Below are 20,796 nucleotides of genomic sequence, written 5' to 3'. Positions count from 1 at the left end.
ACGATTACCTAAACCGCAATATAGTATGAATATACGATTCCTTCGAATGATGGCACGTCTGCACCCAATCAAATCTCTTCTCCCATTCCATCATCTCCGTTCCCCCCTCTTTGGCGTTGTTGCGGTTTAAAGTTATTGATACGTAAACTTAACGTCAATGAAATTAATGGGGCTTTGTTATCATCACGTTGAAAATTATATAAGCCAACATCTTTTGTTGTACTCTCATATTTCACGGTTGAAAATACATCGCGAGCCTGTATGGTTGCAGATAGTTTACGGTCGAAAAAGTCGGCGCGGACGGCACTGTTCATACCATAATATCCACTACTTTCTCCTTGCGAACTGATGGTTGGGCTGTTGTAATAGGCATCGAGTTGCAACTGCCAATTTTTTGCAAATTTAAAAGCATTGTTTAACCTGCTACTCCAGGTGAACGAGCTGTTATCATAGGATACGCCGTTTAACTCACCATCAATCCTAAAGTCAAACAAATCACCTGTGAGGGTTATTTCCCACCATTTGTATAAAGGTGTGGTGAACATTCCTTCCATACCCAGCGAATAAGTTTTTCCCACATTCTCGTACGATGAGAGAAGAACTCCCTCGTCGTAAACCGACCTTACACGTTCAATGTTATTGTGTTTGACACGATAATAGGTTTCGAGCGAAAGCTGTGATTGATTCCAGTTTTTAACATAGCTCAATTCCATCGCATCAATATACTCTGCATCCAGAGATGGATTTCCCTGACGAACGTTATACATATCCGACCAGGTAAGAAACGGCTCCAGGTAATAACTTCGCGGCCGATCGATACGACGAGAATAACTGGTCATGACTTGGTGGTCGTTGGGAAGTTTGTATGAAATGTGAAGTGTGGGGAAATAATCCCAACGGTCAATGGTATATTCCTCATTTACTGTTGAGGGAGTAGTAACCCTATAAGTATATTCACCTCTCAGCCCTAACTGATAACCCAACCGGCCAGTTTCTCCTCGATAGATACCATATACGGCATATATATCATGTTTATAATCAATATCGTTACTGAACAAGGGATCACTAACATAAGCCCCTAAATCTGTGTCGTAAGTAGACAGAGTAGTTTCGTCAACTGAACTACTTCTTCTTATCTGGAAACCACTTTCAAACATATTGCTCAGGCCCAAGGGTTTTGAATAATCCAACCTTATGTCCCATCTGCTTCCAGGGCCAACCTCAGTAGTTCGGGTAGCACTGTTGATCATTTTGTTGGCATCCAGCAACATGTTATCCGAAAATTCGTCGCCGTCGCGATAGCGGTAATTGGCCTGAAACAGCAATTCATGTTTTTCTTCCTTAAATTTATGCTGATAGTTTGCGGTAGCATTGACATAATCTGAACTTCTTCCTGATTCATTGATACTGTATTCCTGTGTGAGGATATTGCTATTGCTTTGACTGGTAAAATAATCAAGCTGCGACTCGCTCTCTCTGGAATAATAGCCCCCGGATGCCTCAAAAGAAACATTATCATTGTCTGAAATATCCCAGGTAAGGCCGCCTCTCAGCCCCTTTTGAAATCTGCTTCTTTCGCTTTCGCCTGCGGAGCTGTTGGTGGTTGTAATACCGTCAACGGTTGTCCTGCGTTCGCTAAAACTTTCTCTTGGCGACTTACGATCCTCGTACTCTGCACCCACAAAAACGTTGAAGTTATTTTTTCGATAGTTCAGCAAGAAATCCCCCCCATAACTTCCAAAGCTGCCTGCTTTTAGATTCACCAAACCTTGTACGCCAGGCGCCCTGTTTTTCCTGGTGATGATATTTACGATGCCACCGGTACCATCCGGTTCATACTTAACGGATGGGTTGGTAATAATCTCGATGTTTTGAATGGTTGAAGCCGGTGTTTGTCGCAATACGTCACTGGGATCAAGCACCGTTGGTTTACCATCCACCAATACCGTAAATCCCGTGCTGCCCCTTAACGAAACATTGCCTTCTATGTCCACACGAATGGAAGGCATATTCTCCAATACCTCCACCGCCGACATGGATGCCGATGTAAGTTGATCACCCACGCTGATCACCTTTTTATCAATCTGGTAATCGATACGTGGTTTATTCGATGTAACAATCACTTCGTCCAGGGCCTTGCTATCCACCTTTAGCAGGATCTCGCCTATATCCATCTTGGAAGAACGTTCTTTAATGACAATATCCCGAATAACCTCTTCGTTATAGCCTATAAATTTTATGGAGAGGTAATAGCTCCCCTGGTCCAACTTACCAATCTGAAAACGGCCATTTGCATCGCTTACGGTACCAGTGATCAATTCATTTTGCATCGAAGAGTATAAGGCTATCGTAGCATATTCGATAGGCTTATGGGAATTATCATCATATATGGTACCGGTAACTGTTCCCTTGGCGCTAACGGCAGGTTCTACAGGAAACATATTTGCTGAGTTGGCATTGCTTAAACAAGTGCCAATCATGGTAACAATTACTAATATTCGTTTCATTTGAAGGCAGTATTTTAATTGTATCAATATGCTTATACGGCATAAGCATAATTATTGAAATGATATTCTGGTTCAAAGTTGTGACAATTATGTCGTTTTTTTGACGATATACGGTGAACAACACAAATATGGTGGGGAACGAATCAATATGCTGTTGCGTCAAGGCAACGCTTTTTTTATATACCAGTAAAAAAAGCAATATCACACACAAAAACCACCAAGAATTTCTCCGGCTTTTGGGTGTGCCCTTTGCAAATTAATTACATAAAGAGCATCATCTTCTTAGGCCTTATGCTTTAAAGCAAGGCGTAAATGGTTAACTTGGAGTTGAAACTCAAACATTACAAAATTAAACTTACAATGCTTGACGATTTAAAGGATGATAATATAGCTTGAGAGTTCGCGGATGAAATCCGGATAAAGAATAAGTACGGCAAGATGATTTTGGTTTTCTTTCGTGATTAACAGGAGTATAACCGTTATTAATTAAATGTAGGGTCTTCAGGGAACCTCGACCAGGTTTTATAAACGTCACCCAGACTTTCCATGCTTTTTTTCCAGATATCCCCAATATCGTCACTCATGATCATATCTTCGTCAATCTCGGTAACAATCCATGAGTTTTCCTCAATCTCGCCCTCTAATTGCTTGGGCGACCATCCGGAATAACCTGCAAAAAACTTCACCTGCCGATAGGTTGCCGTATCACTGTTGATGAGACTTTTAATCTTTTCAAAATCCCCACCCCAATAAATATTATCGGTTATTTTCACAGAACCGGGCACCACATCGCCCAGTGTATGTATAAAATGAAGCGTGTCACTGGAAACAGGCCCTCCGATATACAACTCCCCTTTAAATGAAAACAAGTCCTCAATAACCTCGTCCGGGTATAGATTACTCGTTTTATTGAGAACGAACCCAACGGCACCCTGCTCGCCATATTCGGTAAGCAAAATGATGGACCTGCCAAAATAAGGCCCTTTCAAAAAAGGATCTGCAATTAGTATTCTCCCTTTTTTCGGCTTTAACTTTGGTAACCTGGTTTTGAAAATATTAAAATCCAACTGCCTCATATTTATCGTTTATCTATGGTCAAATTAATAATTAATCGGGTTTATAAAAAATTATTTGCTGCTTTTTAATGTATTAATTGTTGAGATCCATATTTTTTAAGACGAAATAAAGATTAACCCTATATTTGTTTGAAATTTAAGTCTGCACAAAAATAGCATAGATGTTACGGATAAAAATAATAATTATTTTAATGCTCACCCCGGTTACCATTGGCCTTCAAGCTCAAAATCACGCAATGGAAATAATCTCCCCCGAAATTATTGTCACATCTGTTGATACCGAAATAAAAATAAATTTCCACGAATTTCCCGATTCACTAAAAAAACAAGTTAACGTTACTATAGATGGCAAACTTCAGGTTATCTGCTGGGATAGGAATTATGCTTCAATCCATACCAGATTAAAAGATTCCTCTTCGCTTTCCGTAATTATTGATGGTGAAATTTCGTATAACGAGGTATTAAATCCTATTCCTTTATGGTTTTCTATCTTGCCCCCTTTAATTGCTATTTTAATGGCTTTGCTGACCAAAGAAGTTTTTTCCTCTCTGTTTGTCGGTTTAATGGTAGGAACAACCATCATTTGGAGATACAAAGGCTTCTCAATTTTTATGAGCCTATTTAAAGGACTGTTCAGTGTGGTTGACACCTATGCCCTGTCCGCACTTTTAGATTCCGACCATCTTTCTATCATTATTTTTTCAATGCTTATTGGGGGCATGGTGGCGCTCATAACATTAAACGGTGGTATGAAAGGAATTGTTGCTATTCTGGCACGATATGCACAGAGCCGCCGGTCGGGTCAGTTCATCACCTGGCTAATGGGACTGATGATTTTTTTCGACGATTACGCCAATACGTTGGTGGTGGGAAATACCATGCGACCCATCACCGATAAATTAAAGATATCGAGGGAAAAACTGGCTTACATCGTTGACTCTACCTCTGCACCCATTGCATCCATTGCCTTTATCACTACCTGGATTGGTGCCGAATTAAGCTATATCAGCGAGGGAATTAATCAACTGGGTATTGACAAATCGGCCTACCAAGTATTTCTCAGCTCACTAAGCTATGCCTTTTACCCTATATTTACTTTAGGGTTTGTTTTAATGTTGATCATAAAAAAAAGAGACTTTGGCCCTATGTTAAAAGCCGAACGCAAGGCTGGTTCCAGGGATTCAAACTTAAATATTGATCATCCTTCGCACAAACCACAAATAATGAAAGAAATAGAAGTGGACAGCCATGTACAAGGAAGATGGTACAATGCATTTATTCCTGTCATGATAGTTGTGTTTGGTACTATAAGCGGGTTAATTTATACAGGCTACGACGCAGAGGTATGGCATAATAATAACATCTCTCTTAGCACCAAACTTTCGGTAATTGTTGGCAATGCGGATTCCTTTAAAGCCCTAATATGGTCCTCTTTAGGAGGCGTGCTTACAGCCATGCTGTTAACAACTGCCCAAAGGGTTATGAATTTAAAAGAGGCTATCGAAGGTCTGGTAAATGGGTTTAAAACCATGTTTAATGCCGTTTTAATACTCATATTAGCCTGGAGCATAGCCTCAATTACTGACGATATGCACACTGCTTCGTTTATTACCGAAACCATGCGAAGCATTCAGCTGAGTCCTTACTGGATTCCCGGATTGGCATTTGTCTTTTCTGCCTTAATCGCTTTTAGTACAGGATCTTCCTGGGGAACCATGGCCATCATCTATCCTTTAATATTGCCTGCGTGCTGGAAAATATCGATGGATGCGGGATTGGATATCAACAGCGCTTTGCCCATTTTTTACAATGTGGTGTCAACCGTGTTGGCGGGGTCTGTTTTGGGCGATCACTGCTCCCCAATCTCCGACACCACTATTTTAAGTTCACTGGCCAGTTCGTGTAACCATGTTGCCCATGTAAGAACTCAATTACCTTACGCCTTGTTAGTAGGTGTGGTTTCATTGTTTGTTGGAACTATTCCCGGAGCTTTTGGTATTCCTGTTTGGATATTGATATTGGTAGGCTTTGCCTTGCTTTATGTAGCCATTAACAAATTCGGGAAAAGAGTAAGCTAGTGTCAATATATTTTTTGCTCTGACCGATTCAATAGAGGTGTATAGCCCACATAAAAAAACCTTTTCCGAAGCATAACTGCCTCGGAAAAGGTGGCTAACAAAAAAACCGAATCAAAGTTTATGGTTTAAAATCGGATGATGTGATTATTTCTTGATCACTTTTTTAGTGAAGATGTGTCCGTTTACTTCGGTGACTTTTACAATGTAAATCCCTTTGACCAATGAGCCGACTGGAACCACAACTTCAGGCATACGATTAGCTTCAACCTGCACCACTACCTGACCAACCACATTCATAACTTCTACCTTAGCAATAGCATCTGCCGTTACCGTAATTTGAGCATTGAATGGGTTAGGGAAGACTGAAACATCAGAAATTGCTTCTGTTATGTCTGTAGTGCCATCATCAATACCTGAAATGTAAATATCAGTAACCTCCCAAATATTATAAGAAATTGCATCTGAGGTATAAATAAAAGCGAAATATACAGTTCCTGAAAGATTGCCAATGTCGCTTATTGATGTCTTAAAAGCCCAACTTCCTTCTGAAAGTTCATAGGACGACAGTTCAACCCATGTTGCTCCGGCGGGATCCCCAAGACCATTATAATCTGAAGAATATTTAACAACCAAATTATCAAGGTAAGTATCAACAGCAGTTTCAAATTCAAGAGTTTCATCAGTAGTTCCTTCCAAATCAATGGCTGGTGTTATCAACCAATCCTCATTATCATTACTATTGCCACCTATACGAGCAAATGTTTTTCCGCTAAATTCACCATATTCCCATACCTCTGCACCACTGACAGAAATAGCTTCAAAATATCCTAAATTTCCGTCTCCGAAATCTTCCCAAAATATTTCAGTGTCATGGCCGTTAACTGTAAAGGTAGCGTCAGATTCATCATTTATGGTTGTACTTCCATAAGCAGCTATTCTTATTATGTAACCATTCCAATTCCACGCATTCAACGGAATTGAAAAGTCAAGACTTCCGACAGTTGCATCAACGGGATCAGCTATTAATTCTTCCCAACTTCCTTCACTAGTAAATATGTCAAATACAACCTCGGTAATTCCCGATGAATTCCATGTGATTGTAACATCCTGACCCGCACTAAAGATTTCACCTCCATTAGGATATGTTAGTTCAACAGTACCGCTGACATGAACATTTGCTGCACCTGGTGTTGGTTCAGCAGTAATAAAAGAAGAAGTATTTCTTTGTCCTCCACTTCCGTCAGGGCTTCTTTGAAGTGATTGAGTATCTTTTGCCCCACCACCAGCTTCATCCAATTGAGCTTCTCCTGCATTTAGAAGAACAAGCAATTCCGCATCGTCACTATCGTTAGTATCGTAAACAACCGCATCAACCAGATTTACTGTGGTTACAGGTGTGTCATTCCCAAAATCAGCAGCATTCCCTTGGTACAGTGCTACTGCATCTGCGCCATTTTGCAACCAACCACTTGAACCTGGAGATAATTCAATATTTGTTCCCATTCCTGTTGATCCAATAACAAAATAACCATTTGCGGGAATACTGTAATTATCTAAATCTATAGCCTCATAAGAAGCATTATCACTTCCATTAAATAAAACAAGCACATAACCGTCAAGTGACACTGCAGAACTACCTGCATTGTACAACTCAACAAATTCAGCTGCATCAGTTCCTGTTTGATCAGCATCAATTTCATTAATATAAATTTGCCCAAAAGCACCTGCTGAGAAAATTACAGCGGCAATAAAAAGTAAAATTTGTTTCATGTTATTTAAGTTTTAGAGTTTGTTAATTAGAACTAACCAAGTTAGATCTTTTATAATCTGATTGTTTTAGGGGACTATGATCAATCTGTTATCATAACATTAAGCCAATGAAACATTATGACAAATAAAAGATAGACGAAGTAAATGTTAAAGTCAAGTTTTCAACTTAACAAAAACACCAAACCCAAACCCAAACAACATGTTGAATGCTAATATATAATGATTCTAAAAAAGCAAACAAAGCAATTATAGCTCTTTATTTAAACAGGAAATAAACGTGATTTTAGCAATGACGAACCAGATTGCTCCAACCCGTCGGTATGTGGAGTAATCATTCGTTGATAAGCTAATGATTATTCAGAAGTTCGTTTAGGAGTTCAATTTTTCTTTCAACAGAAGCCTGATGCTCACCGTTATTTAAGCGTTTGGCCTCTTTAAGGTAGAATCTGGCCGTAACCGGGTTTTCTTGCATATGCAGTTCCGCGGTATACAACGCGGCATAGGGAGAAAAATACCTTGTGTCGGAATCCCCTAACTTAATCGCTTCGGTATAATGAAATATTGCGGTGGTATTTTGCTTTAACATATGGTAACATCTACCCAGGCGATATTGAAATTCAATCTGTTGATTTTGCGTATGGAAGGTTTTGGGCTCCATTTTAAGCAGACTATCAACAGCGACCTGGTATTTACCCGCATCAAACAATAAACGCGCACACAACAGCTTGTCATTGGGAATTTGATTCAGCATACTTTCGTACCTGGCCTGTTTGTCTTCCCATGTGGGATATTTTCCAAGCTGCTTTATTAAGTTCTGTTGCTGCATGTAGCCGCTGGTATCTCCTTTCAAAAATAATTGCCATGAACGATATCGGCACGCATCGGCCAAAAACTGGCCGGAAGTGTTCTTTACCGAAAACTCCGCCAAATCTTTTATTCCGGTTGAGTCAAGTGTTAATACCTTGTATTTTCCTCTTAAATAAAGCAAGGGTAAAAAACCGGCTGTTACACTATCTTTTAACCAAGTGTTATCCAAAACCGGTTTCCTGATTTTAAAGGCACACCGAGTTACAATAAACCGGGTCAGGGGCAACAAATCCTCAAATGATGCGTCCAGAATTAAGTTTTCAATCCTTTTTTCATCTATATCAAATTTTAAATAGGAAAACGCAAGATATAAAAGTGCTTCTTGTTTACTTCCTAATTGCCGATCGTTGACATATTGATACGTTTTAAGCGCATTAAAACCGATTGCGTGGTCCCCTGTAAAACCAATCCAACCGGCCATTTTTTTGTAGGGTTGCGGCATATTGCACATCAACAAATTAAAAATACCGGTTAGTTTTATATTATCGGTGAGCCTGGGGTGTTCTCTTTTGCTTTTTCGCCATAGCCTGTATGCCTTAAAGAATGAAAAAACAGCTGTTCGTTGATTGTCGGCACTGAATTCCATGATTCCTTTTTGCAGATATATTTCAGACAAAAAGGCTAAAGTTCTTTCGTCAAAACTCGAATCTTTCTCTATGATGCCCGTGATATTTTCCAGACGTTTGTTGTAATCTGTGGGTAACTGCCCCATTACCATCATGTCCAGAAATATTTTATAATGTTGTAAATAGGCGCGTTCTTTACTATTTTTCAGCGCAACCAGTAAAGAGTCTGTTTTTGTGGTGTCGAGGCTGATAATGCCATATAAGCTGTTTTGAAACGCAGTGTTTGCATCTTGTGCCTCAACGGAGCATGGAATAAGGGATACCGCGAATATTAAATTCAGTACAAATAGTTTTATCCTCGAGCCCAAACACATATACAATTAGTTAAATGACAACCAAAATTACGCAGAACGACAGGCATAATCAAAAAAAAGGCCACTTAAAAAGCGGCCTTTTGATATTTCATATCATTCGTTGCTATTCTTCAACCGGTTTTTGATCAATTTCATCATCTACCAAAATACGGCCACAATACTCGCAAACAATCACTTTTTTTCTGGATTTGATATCCAGTTGACGCTGGGGTGGAATTTTGTTAAAACATCCCCCGCAGGCATCACGCTCAACCGTAACAACAGCCAAACCGTTGATAGCATTTTTACGGATACGTTTGAAAGCGGTCAAAAGGCGATCTTCAATCGTGCTTTCGATTTGTGCGATTTTCTCTATTTTCTTTTCTTCGTCCACCTGTGTTTCACCTACAATTTCGGTAAGTTCTTTCTTTTTGGCTGTAAGGTCGGCTTTTCTATCCTCCAGCAATTGCCTTGAAGATTCAATCACCGTTTCTTTGTTATTCAGCTCCACGGTAAACTCTTTGATTCTTTTTTCGCTCAATTCAATCTCGAGCTTTTGGAATTCGATTTCTTTCGACAATGAATCAAATTCGCGGTTGTTGCGAACATTCGATTGTTGAGCTTCGTATTTTTTAATAAGTATACCTGATTCTTTTATTTCGTTTTTCTTTCCCGAAATAGAATCGTTTAACGCCTTAACTTCATTGTCGTAATTGGAAATACGGGTCTCAAGACCTTCAATTTCGTCTTCCAAATCCTGTACTTCAAGTGGTAACTCCCCTCTAAGTGTTCTAATCTTGTCAACCTCGGTTGCCACTTTCTGTAGGTCGTATAATGCCTTTAACTTTTCCTCTACAGACATTTCAGCGTTTTTATTTTTTGTTGCCATTCTGCTACAAATATTTAATAGGATTTGTATTTACTTTCGATAAATGAACCGCAAAATTAGGTATTTTTTTTGTAAGTAGCTCAAAAAAAACTTCTTTAGTAAATTGTTCGCTCTCAAAGTGCCCAATATCTGCTATTATTATTTCATTTTCGGCATCCGAAAACTGGTGATATTTAAAGTCGCCACTGATAAAAATATCTGCGCCAACACTTTTAGCTCGGTTGATTAAAAAACTTCCTGCACCTCCGCATACGGCCACTTTTTTTATGGGTTTGTTTAAAAGATTAGTGTACCTGACTGTTCCTGCGCCAAAGGTTTCTTTAATTCTTTTAAGAAAGGAAAGTTCGTCCTCAGGAGAATCCAGAATACCATACATCCCGGAACCGGCCTGCTCGTAACTATTATCCAAAGGATAAATATCATAGGCTACCTCCTCGTAAGGGTGTGCTTTTTTCATAGCCGAAACCACCCTTCCTTTAAGATGGGCCGGTACAACTGTTTCAATCCTGACTTCCTTTTCGGTATGAAGCTCTCCTTTGTTTCCAACAAAAGGGTTGGTCTCTTCGCCGGCCCTGAATGTTCCCTGCCCTTGCAAATTAAAACTACACGAATCGTAATTGCCAATATTTCCGGCGCCAACATCAAACATAGCTTGTCGTACCATTTCAGACTGAGATTCAGGAACAAAGGTCACTATTTTAAATAATTCCCCTTTTTTGGGTGCAAGGATTTCACAGTCCTTTAATCCTATTTTCTCGCATATTTTGCCGTTTACACCTTTCATCACACTATCCACATTGGTATGTCCTGCATAAATCGCAATACTGTTTTTAATGGCCTTTATAATGACGCGTTCGGTATAATTGTTTCCGTTAAAACGCTTAACACCTCCCATCGCAATGGGATGATGAGCGAGAATAAAGTTAAAACCCAATTCAATGGCCTCATCGATCACTTCCTCGGTAATGTCAAGTGTTATTAATATTCCATTTACATCGTCATTTTTATTGCCGATGATTAATCCGGCATTGTCGTAACTCTCCTGAAACGAAAGCGGAGCGAAGTCTTCGAGTATTTTAGTGATTTGTTTTATTTGCATGATAAAAATTTAGTATAAAGTAACAAGATGAAAGTGGTTCAAACAGTCTATTTCCTTTTTCTCATCCCTCACCTCCTACACCAATTGTATAACAAAATCAGCCGTAAGCCATTTTGCTTATTACAATGGTTAATGACTATCCAGAATCAACGTGGTTTTAAGAGTGAAGCGCACTAAAGGCACAGTTTGATTAATAAACGTTATTACTGCTCATCTCTTATCTCACTGTCTGACTCAAGATTCTCTTTCATCTCCATTAGAACAGCTCGGATGTCTTTAAGTTTAGTAATCACTTCAAAGTTGTTGATGGTATCTTCCCGGTTATCTTCCAGCTTTTTTTGCGCACCTTTCAGCGTCATTCCTTTTTCCTTTACCAGGTGAAAAATCAAATGAAAATTATCTACATCCTGAGGTGTAAAAAGCCGGTTCCCTTTTTTGTTTTTAAAGGGTTTGATGATTTCAAATTCCTTCTCCCAAAAGCGAATAAGCGAGGTTTTAACTTCAAACATCTCCGCCACTTCACCAATGGTGTAGTACATCTTTTCTATTTTCGGTTCTTTGTAAGGCATACAATTAGTCAATAGTCATTGGTCAATAGGCATTAGGCATTTGGCGCATAACAACATTCCGTCGCAAAAAATATTTAAATATTGACGGGAAGTCATTGCTTATTCTTGTCACAATATTACTTGAATTTTAGGAAAAATCAATATTTCACTTAGCTTGAGATATTATTTAATGCCAATCTATTGCCAAGTCAAGAATAGTGATTCTTGTATTCCAATAGCGCCGTCTATTAATACGGCGATTCATTTTTCTTATTTCTCCATTTCCCCAAAAATCCTACAATTTCCTTCATACCACCACAATGGAACCAACAGTAGGTTACCTTTTATTAGTTACCTTCTGTAAGTTACTTTTGGTAAGTTAACCAAAAAAAACAATACCTCTAAAAACACAAGCTCGACTCTTCCTCCACCGTGTTAAAGGCGATAAAAGTATTGATGAATACCGAGTTAATATACATGGATTTCGACGAAAATCGGGGATGCTTATTATGACGTGTATGAACTGTTTTTTAAACGGTGGAGTGAACATTTTGCAAGATAGATTCAATTATGGCAACAGAAAGCATACAGCCAAACACAACAATGGCCATTGACTTTTTACAGCAATTAGGTTTGCAATGCCGCTCTTAAAAACTATTTTTGGGAAAACTTGTTTTTATGAGAGCCGCATTCTTCCTGTTTACATTTTTGGTAACATTTCATATTCATGCCCAAAACGATACTCTTATCTCCTTTATTGGCGTAGGCGATATGATGTTGGGGACAGACTTTCCAAAGAAAGAATACCTTCCACCAAACAACGATCCTTTGCCCTATGTTGCTGAAGCTATTCCCTACCTAAAAAGTGGCGATGTAACATTCGGGAACCTGGAAACTTGTTTGTTAGACGAAGGCCCTGTGGTAAAACGATGCAAGGATACCACCAAGTGCTACGCCTTTAAAATGCCCGAGAAATACGGATTGACGTTGAAAGAAATGGGTTTTGATTTCCTCAACCTGGCCAACAACCATATTCGTGATTTTGGCGTATTAGGCATGCAAACGACCCGTCATCATCTTGCAAAATTAAATATTGCCTGGTCGGGTTTATTGGATAAGCCGACAGACACTATCACGTCCAAAGGTTTAAAAATAGGGTTGGCAGGTTTTTCGCCTAACACGGGAACGGTGGATATCAATGACCTGCCCAATGCCATACGAATTGTTCAAAACCTAAAAGATACATGTGATATCGTTATAGTCTCTTTCCATGGAGGGGCCGAAGGAGCAGAACACCAACATATAACCCGGGAGAAAGAAACTTTCTACGGAGAAAACCGAAGTAACGTATACGAGTTCGCCCATGCCATGATCGATGCAGGGGCCGATATTATCTTTGGTCACGGTCCGCATGTTACCCGAGCCATGGAAATTTATAACAACCGATTTATCATCTATAGTCTGGGTAATTTTGCCACTTATTCCCGCTTTAACTTAACAGGTCCCAATGCACTGACGCCTATCATTAAAGTGTATACCAACCGGAAAGGCGAATTTATCAAAGGTGAAATTATCCCGTTCAAACAAATCAAAAATGTAGCCTTGGCATACGACAGTAGCAATGGGGTTATTCATAAAATTAAAGATCTTACCAAAATTGATTTCCCGGAATTAAACCACAGACTGGTGATAGAACCTGATGGTAAGTTCAGTATGCCGCTGGAAAGAAAAATGGTACCCAAGAAGGTAATCTGCAGCGGACAGTTATCATTAGGCAGCAGAAAGTTAGTTGACATTAGACAATAAAATTATTGTCATCAATAAAATTGGAATCCTTAATATTCTCGATCCCCTTTTAAAATATAAACCTTATTCCAATAGAACCAACTTTAATGAAGGAGGCAATAATAGTTTAAGATTCCAATATGAAGGCACGGTTATTATAAACTTATGCATCAGAAATCCTGTTACGCTATTAAACCACATCAAAACAAGATGTTTCAATTCTCCAGAGCGTTGCTATTCCTCTTTTCTGCAACTCCCTGTTTTATAGTATCGTAAATACTCATTACGTACCACTATTCCATAATCCGGCCTTAATCAACAGACGATCCCTTCTTTGAAAATTTGACAGCACGGGTTTAACGGCCTAACCAGCTAGCGTAATTTTAGTTACAAAGAATTAATTTAACATCCCACGATTTAAAAAACCGTAACATCTGTGGACAAACACTTAATATATCGGCGGATACTTATGCGGATCGAACTCAGTCATAATTTCATAAATGGCCTCGTAAACATCTTCGGCATTTGGGTTCGAGAAATAATCTCCATCCGTGCCAAAAGCTGGTCGGTGATCCTTGGCCGTAACGGTTCTTGGAGCCGAATCCAGGTATTTGAACGCCCCGTTTTTCTCTACCACCTGCTGCATCATAAATGCGGTGGTACCACCCGGAACATCCTCGTCGAAGAACACTACCCTATTGGTTTTTTTAACGGACTCCAATATCACACCATGAATATCAAATGGCAACAAGGTCTGAACATCAATCAACTCGACAGAAATCCCGATGTCAGACAACTGCTGCACCGCTTCCATGGCAATACGCACGCAGGAACCATAGGTCACCAAAGTGGCATCTTGCCCCACATGTAATACTTCAGGAATTCCCAACGGGATGTTGAATTCTCCAATATTGGAAGGTTTTGGTTCACGGATTCGGTATCCGTTTAGGGGTTCAATCACTAATGCCGGATCGTCTGCCTGTACCAATGTGTTATACATACCGGCTGCCCGGGTCATATCACGAGGCACACACACATAAACACCCCTAATGGAATTGATCACCATGCTTGTTGGCGAACCTGAATGCCAGATTCCTTCCAGCCTGTGACCACGTGTACGGACAATCATCGGAGCTTTCTGGCCTCCCTTGGTTCTATATCTTAAGGTGGCCAAATCGTCGCTCATGGTTTGCAGGCCGTACATCAGGTAATCGAAATATTGAATCTCGGCAATGGGACGCAAACCGCGCAAAGCCATTCCCAGACCTGTCCCGATGATGGTGGTCTCCCGGATTCCCTCATCCCAGATTCGCAGGCTACCGTACTTTTTCTGTATGCCTTCCATGGATTGATTCACCCCTCCAAGAACACCTGTATCCTCGCCAAAAGTCACTAATTCCGGTATTTTGGCGAATAAAGCATCAAAGTTATCCCTTAAGATCTCCCTTCCCGGAACTTTCTCCACTTCTTTGGGATAATGAGGTGGGACAACCGGAACCTTAACCGCGGCAAAGTCATCTTCAGAGTACAACCTGTCATTATACATCTCGCTGGTTTTTTCGCGATAATCCGCAATCCAACGTTGTAAATTAAACTTAAGGCTGTCCGGGTTATTACATGTGTTACAGATATGCCGCAATATTTTCCTGGCAGTGGATAGTATCGCTTTACGGTTCAACGTCATTTCATTTTTCAACTCCTTCACCAAAGTATCAATGCGCTCATCGTTTTTACCGGTACACTTACACAGCCTTTTGTCCACGATATCCAGCAGCATATCCCTCTCTTCTTTGAGGGTGGCCATATTCTGTTTCCAGGCTTTCTTTTTGGCTTCGTCAACTTCCTGACGGGCTTCGACTTCAATTTTGTCCAGTTCTTCGGCCGTTGCCAACGAACGTTCAATCATCCAGTCTCTCATCTTAACCAGACAATCAAAATCTTTTTCCCATTGCAGACGTTCTTTCGACTTATACCTCTCGTGCGAACCTGATGTTGAATGCCCAACAGGCTGCGTCACCTCCTCCACATGAAACAATACGGGCACATGCTCTTTTCGACATTTGGCCACTCCTTCTTCATAGGCCTGGCACATACCAGCATAATCCCAACCTTTCAATTTATAAATAAGAATACCCGTTTTGTCTTTAGCTCCCTTCTCGAATCCTTTTAATAGCTCTGATATACTTCCCTTGGTTGTCTGTACGCTTTTGGGTACCGATATCCCATATCCGTCATCCCAAACCGACATGGCCACCGGTATTTGATGAACCGCGGCCGCATTCATGGTTTCAAAGAAATGTCCTTCCGATGTACTGGCATCGCCAATGGTACCAAAGGCAACCTCATCGCCTCCCTTACTAAACTTAACAGATTCCTTAAGCGCAGGACTGTTCCGGTATATTTTAGATGCGAAGGCCAATCCTATCAAACGGGGCATTTGCCCGGCAGTTGGGGAAATGTCCGAAGAGGTACATTTCATATCTGCAATATTTTTCCACTCTCCCGAATCGGTTATGGTTCGTGTCCCAAAATGATTGTTGAACGAACGACCGCCATTATCAGGGTTTAAATCCGTATCGGTTTCTCCGTATAAAGAAGCAAAAAACTGCACTGGCGTTGACATTCCCGCTGCCAGCATAAAAGTCTGGTCGCGATAATACCCCGAACGCCAATCACCTTTCTTAAATTGCTTGGCCATAGCTATCTGAGCTACTTCCTTGCCATCGCCAAAAATTCCAAACTTGGCTTTTCCGCTCAACACTTCCTTGCGTCCTGCAATACTCATATTGCGGCTCATATGACCGATGCGATAATCGTTCAACACCTCTTTTTTAAACTCGTCAAAACTAATTCCTGAATTCGATATCATGCTTTTATAATAGACTATTTGAGTTTAGACAATAGATTTTTTACTCATTTTATTTCTTCCAAAATGATTATAACCTATTTTTTACCGACGAACAAAGCTAATAAGAATTATTCTAAATAAAACTGCAATGTGTCATTCTCTATTGAAATAATATTTGGTTTAATAACACCAAATAAAATTGCGCAGTTGCCTTTCCATTTCCCAATCATCAAACATATTTTTACACGGTTTGTTTATTAAATACTATAATTGCGTATTTTTGCACATACAAAATCAAAAAATAGAGAAGCTATGTTTTTAAAAGTATTATTACTAAGTATTGTGTTGGTGGCAGTGGTGTTTGTATTAATGGCTATCAGTATTTTGATTAAAAAGAAAGGAAAATTCCCCAATATACATATCGGGAGCAACAAGGAAATGCGTAAAAGAGGTATTTCCTGTGCGACTACCCAAGATAAACAGGCACGAAAAGAAACCATTAAAATTAAACCGTTGCATTTGGGTGGCGATGACGAAAGCCAGACGCTTAGTTGTTAATCAGATATTAGTTCTTGGTCAATAGTCCGTAGTTATTAGTTTGTTAGAAATTTCCATTGACAATTGACCAATGACTATTCACCTATAATCAACTTCTCAAACCCTCGGGTATATTTCACCTGGTTTTCCCCACTTTCATCTACATAAATAAAATAGCCTTCTGTGTTTGGAAGAGAATCTATCAAAGCATAACCCTTTTCTAATCCCATAACCATACAAGCGGTGGCATACGCATCGGCCCTCATGCAATCGGGGGCAATGATAGATGCGCTTAATACAGAATGCTGCACAGGATAGCCTGTCTTTGGGTCGATGGTATGTGCATATTTTTTACCGTCTTTAACGTAGAAATTACGATAGTTACCCGAAGTGGCCAGGGCCACATTCGTCAGTGATAGAATGGCCTGTAACTCTCTATTCAAAGCCGCTTTATCATCAATAGGTTTATCAATGCCAACCCGCCAGGAAATACCTTTATGGTTAATACCACTAGCCCTTATCTCTCCACCAATTTCCACCATATAGTTTTTTATACCCTGCGAAGCCAGATAATCGGCCGCCACGTCCACGCCAAAACCTTTTGCAATAGCACTGGCATCAAGCATGATATCCGGCTTAGCCTTATTAAGGAAATCATCGTTTAAACTAACCATATCCATGCCAACATTCGGCATCAGTGAATCAATCAATTCTGGGGTCACCTCATCTTTCTTTTTAAAACCGAAACCCCAGACATTCACCAACGGACCGACTGTCATATCAAAAGCCCCTTTCGAGTTTTTATAGACCTCCTGACCAGAAAGGAAAACCTCTTTCATCATGGGATCTATCTCTGCACCTTTTTCGCTCAAGTTAAATCTGCTGATGGTAGATGTTTTTACATAAGTTGACAAAGATGCATTTACCTCATTCAAGGCGGTCATTACGCCTTTATCTAAAGCATCATTCCCCTGAACAGGCTGATAAATAATATGGTAGTAGGTTCCAAAAATAGGACCTTCTATTTTTACATAGTCGTAAGACTTTGTTTGGCACGACAAAGTTACTAAGGTCAGGAGTATGATAAGGATCTGCTTCATTATTTAATTTTTTGAGATACAAGCGCAAAAATAACGCAATATCCGAAGCAGACAAAGTTTAAAATCCTTTAGGCCGAATCTCACTTCTGATTCCCATTAAACCCGCAATATGCATTAGAAAATATATTACACATTGAAATTGTTTCAAAACAAGACACTCCGCTGCTTCACTTCAACTCACCATAACGATGCTCCCGAAAGTAATCGGGACAAGTTATGCCTCGTTTCAGTAAAGACTTGTTTTATTGCACTTTCAATGTTCACCACGAAGTTCTAATGCATAATCCGAGTTAAAGTTATGCGGATAATTTGACATACGGTTCTGAAAAGTTAAAACGGATTCTTTAACGATCACCCCTTGGTCAATATTAATTGCTTTTCGGATCGTACTATTTTTCATCCAACCCTTACGTCCTTCAATAATAGCAGATAAATATATAATTAATGCAGCTGAAATTGACCTTGAGGCACTTTCCCACAGATAACTTGGTGTATGATCTACAGCATAGTAGTCGACATTACCAATATGTTGCAAAGGATTTTTAAATGTGGTTGGCTTCGCAAAATAGAAGCCCATACCTTCGTCGCAACTGACATCGATAATTAGAGTGCCTGGTTTTAAAATATCTTTTTCTTCTTCCGTCACAAAATTGATTGGATGGTCTGTATCCTGATAAACACCATTAATAATAATTTCAGATTCTCCAATTAAATCCGATAGAGGCAGTACCGTTCCATCATGCTCTACCGCAACAAGTCTGGGTTCATTATCAACACCATCACGGATACGGATATAATGAACATCCAAAATTTCTTCACGCACCTCATGGTCCGGCCTCTGGATACAAATCGTTATATCCCTGAATCCATGTGCCTTTAACGCATAAATGGCACCTCTGCTAACTGCACCAAAACTAAAAATAATTACTTTCCGCTGGTTGCCATAATGACCATCGATGCCTTTTAATTGTAATGCATGAATAACGGCACAGTAACCTGCCATTTCATTATTTTTATAAAACGTATGTCTTCCTACCCGACCCTCAGGAGTCCAAACAAACATATCCTCAAAGGCAATAAGTGTCAATTTTCGGTCTATCGCTATTTGAGTAATGTCATTTTGTTGGGCGCAATGCGGATATCCCCATATAAACCCACCTTCTTTTATTTCCTGTAAATCGGCCAATACTGGTTTTGCAATAATTACAGAACCAATTTCTGTCAACAATTTATGACGAGAAGCCACACCTCCTGCACGAGAAGTGAAAAACTCGTCATCCACACCAAAAGGTGCGCCATACCCTTCTTCAAAAATTAACTGCCTCCTGATGTTCTCCGGAATCCGTGTCAAGTGATCGGGATGAATCGGGACGCGTTTTTCATCTTGTTTTCTTGAAGTACCAATAACTCCTAGCATAATTCTTTCCATAAACTTTTCTCTTTAAATTTTTGCCATTAAAAAAATATTATCGGCTCTACATAAGTAATCCAATGAGAAATTTATTGCCAGAGAGAATGATTATGTTGTTTCGTAGCAAAATGAAGCAATAACTGATTGAAGTAAGAAGTGGTATAAACCAGTCGCAATTTACTCTATTTATTCAAGAAATACATTTTTTTGATAACCGAATGAATTATATTCAACAAAATTCTGCTTACGTTCAAACACAAAAAAAACTTTTACATACTACAGTTGTTCTTCGAAAAACACAAAATTGCTCATTTTTCGCACACTATATAAAAGCATTATTCGTTTACCTAATATATCAACATACACAACACAATGGAACCGGCATGGCCGCCTGCCTGTTGCAGACAGGAGCAAATTATTAGGACAACCTATTATTGTTAGTTTTTTGCACTGGTTATTAAGGTTTTGCTATTATTTATACATGAAAAAAAACATTTTACTAACGGCCTTACTCCTGGCTGTTCTACACCCTACTTTTGCGGCTAAGAAAGGCAAACCGACATTGCTGGTTGGGTTTTACGGAGGAGTGAATTTTACCCAACCTGCCAGCTTATACTCCTACAGCGTAAATAATGTTCTTGGCTCAACATCCGATATAACCCCAAAGAACTACCATGGAATGTTAAGTAATCGGGGTAACCAGTTTGGTTTTGCAATGTTTTACCCTGCTTTTGGCAATCTACATATTGGGTTGCTTCCATCTTATAGCAGTTACAAGTATGCCTATACAACAGAACGAAGTTGGACCGAAGAAACTGGTTCTACTCTTAATGATGAAACTGAACACATTCAAAAGCTCAGGTATTTTGAGATCCCCTTATCGGTTCGTTATTATGTGGGCACTACTAAGCTTAAACCCTTTGTTGAAGGCATCGTTTCTTACGGGATGATGCATACGGCAGACAAAACAGCAAATTCGGAATTTACCAGAGACAACGGAGCCACTGCTTCTGTTGTTCAAAGCACCTCGATAAAATCGGATTATAGCGACAATTTTATCACCAGCAGGTTCGACCTGGGTGTTGGAGCAGGAGTATCCTACGACTTTAATCAGATTATTCTGATGCTGGGTGCGTCGTACTACATTAATATAAACAATGTTACCGATGAAGAAAATCGCTATTCGAACGATTTGTTTGTAGGCAATGCTTATGATGTTCAGGACGATCTTAACCTACATGCTTTAAAAGTGAATCTGTCGGTGATATTTCCTATCAGCAAAATCACCAAACGTTCCGATATAGAGTGTAATTATTTTAGAGAACAGAGAGATAGAAAGAAAAGGTAATCAATCAACAGCCA

14 protein-coding genes are annotated in these 20,796 nt (G+C 39.6%); 4 read left to right on the top strand and 10 right to left on the bottom strand.

Features of this window, described 5'->3' with window-relative positions:
- Positions 1–68: 68 nt before the first annotated feature.
- Both ACT29I_RS15715 and ACT29I_RS15710 read right to left on the bottom strand, forming a co-directional pair.
- On the bottom strand, positions 69–2,507 hold the full coding sequence (locus tag ACT29I_RS15715) for a TonB-dependent receptor domain-containing protein (protein WP_430936969.1): 2,439 nt from the start codon (positions 2,505–2,507) through the stop codon (positions 69–71).
- Between the two features lie 482 nt (positions 2,508–2,989).
- The gene (locus tag ACT29I_RS15710) at positions 2,990–3,583 is read right to left on the bottom strand and encodes a YqgE/AlgH family protein (RefSeq protein ID WP_430936971.1); all 594 of its coding nucleotides are present in this window, start codon (positions 3,581–3,583) and stop codon (positions 2,990–2,992) included.
- A gap of 161 nt (positions 3,584–3,744) precedes the next feature.
- Here ACT29I_RS15710 and ACT29I_RS15705 point away from each other — a divergent pair, with 161 nt between their 5' ends.
- On the top strand, positions 3,745–5,661 hold the full coding sequence (locus ACT29I_RS15705) for a Na+/H+ antiporter NhaC family protein (protein WP_444793911.1): 1,917 nt from the start codon (positions 3,745–3,747) through the stop codon (positions 5,659–5,661).
- A 144-nt stretch (positions 5,662–5,805) separates the two neighbouring features.
- Here ACT29I_RS15705 and ACT29I_RS15700 read toward each other — a convergent pair whose 3' ends face one another.
- The 5 genes from ACT29I_RS15700 to ACT29I_RS15680 all read right to left on the bottom strand — a co-directional run bounded on the left by ACT29I_RS15700 (position 5,806) and on the right by ACT29I_RS15680 (position 11,774).
- Positions 5,806–7,431 carry a lamin tail domain-containing protein gene (locus tag ACT29I_RS15700; RefSeq protein WP_444793910.1) on the bottom strand — a complete coding sequence of 542 codons (1,626 nt, stop codon included), beginning with the start codon at positions 7,429–7,431 and terminating at the stop codon, positions 5,806–5,808.
- Positions 7,432–7,777: 346 nt separating this feature from the next.
- The gene (locus ACT29I_RS15695; RefSeq protein ID WP_444793909.1) at positions 7,778–9,238 is read right to left on the bottom strand and encodes a hypothetical protein; all 1,461 of its coding nucleotides are present in this window, start codon (positions 9,236–9,238) and stop codon (positions 7,778–7,780) included.
- A 103-nt stretch (positions 9,239–9,341) separates the two neighbouring features.
- Complete coding sequence (locus tag ACT29I_RS15690) at positions 9,342–10,106, bottom strand: zinc ribbon domain-containing protein (RefSeq protein WP_430935478.1); 765 nt, start codon at positions 10,104–10,106, stop codon at positions 9,342–9,344.
- Positions 10,107–10,110: 4 nt separating this feature from the next.
- Positions 10,111–11,205 (bottom strand): Nif3-like dinuclear metal center hexameric protein, encoded by a 1,095-nt coding sequence (locus ACT29I_RS15685; protein WP_430935476.1) that lies wholly within the window; start codon positions 11,203–11,205, stop codon positions 10,111–10,113.
- Between the two features lie 203 nt (positions 11,206–11,408).
- Positions 11,409–11,774: a MerR family transcriptional regulator gene (locus tag ACT29I_RS15680; protein ID WP_430935474.1), complete on the bottom strand. Its 366-nt coding sequence runs from the start codon at positions 11,772–11,774 to the stop codon at positions 11,409–11,411.
- 639 nt (positions 11,775–12,413) lie between these two features.
- Between ACT29I_RS15680 and ACT29I_RS15675 the strand changes: the two genes are divergently transcribed.
- Positions 12,414–13,559, top strand: coding sequence for a CapA family protein (locus tag ACT29I_RS15675; RefSeq protein ID WP_430935472.1), 1,146 nt, complete (start codon positions 12,414–12,416; stop codon positions 13,557–13,559).
- Positions 13,560–13,986: 427 nt separating this feature from the next.
- Here ACT29I_RS15675 and ACT29I_RS15670 read toward each other — a convergent pair whose 3' ends face one another.
- The gene (locus ACT29I_RS15670; RefSeq protein ID WP_430935470.1) at positions 13,987–16,407 is read right to left on the bottom strand and encodes an alpha-ketoacid dehydrogenase subunit alpha/beta; all 2,421 of its coding nucleotides are present in this window, start codon (positions 16,405–16,407) and stop codon (positions 13,987–13,989) included.
- Between the two features lie 291 nt (positions 16,408–16,698).
- On the opposite strand from ACT29I_RS15670, the gene ACT29I_RS15665 reads away from it, so the two are divergent.
- Positions 16,699–16,944: a hypothetical protein gene (locus ACT29I_RS15665; protein ID WP_430935468.1), complete on the top strand. Its 246-nt coding sequence runs from the start codon at positions 16,699–16,701 to the stop codon at positions 16,942–16,944.
- A 74-nt stretch (positions 16,945–17,018) separates the two neighbouring features.
- Here ACT29I_RS15665 and ACT29I_RS15660 read toward each other — a convergent pair whose 3' ends face one another.
- A complete protein-coding gene (locus tag ACT29I_RS15660; RefSeq protein WP_430935466.1) occupies positions 17,019–18,023 on the bottom strand; it encodes an FAD:protein FMN transferase in 1,005 nt (334 codons plus the stop codon).
- 253 nt (positions 18,024–18,276) lie between these two features.
- On the bottom strand, positions 18,277–19,452 hold the full coding sequence (locus ACT29I_RS15655) for a N(5)-(carboxyethyl)ornithine synthase (RefSeq protein WP_444793908.1): 1,176 nt from the start codon (positions 19,450–19,452) through the stop codon (positions 18,277–18,279).
- A 463-nt stretch (positions 19,453–19,915) separates the two neighbouring features.
- On the opposite strand from ACT29I_RS15655, the gene ACT29I_RS15650 reads away from it, so the two are divergent.
- Positions 19,916–20,782: an outer membrane beta-barrel protein gene (locus tag ACT29I_RS15650; RefSeq protein ID WP_430935462.1), complete on the top strand. Its 867-nt coding sequence runs from the start codon at positions 19,916–19,918 to the stop codon at positions 20,780–20,782.
- Positions 20,783–20,796: the final 14 nt, after the last annotated feature.

Source organism: Saccharicrinis sp. GN24d3 (assembly GCF_052400645.1).
Taxonomy (GTDB): Bacteria; Bacteroidota; Bacteroidia; order Bacteroidales; family Marinilabiliaceae; genus Saccharicrinis.
Note: the sequence above shows the minus strand (reverse complement) of the source record. Positions and strands in the feature narration are given on the sequence as shown.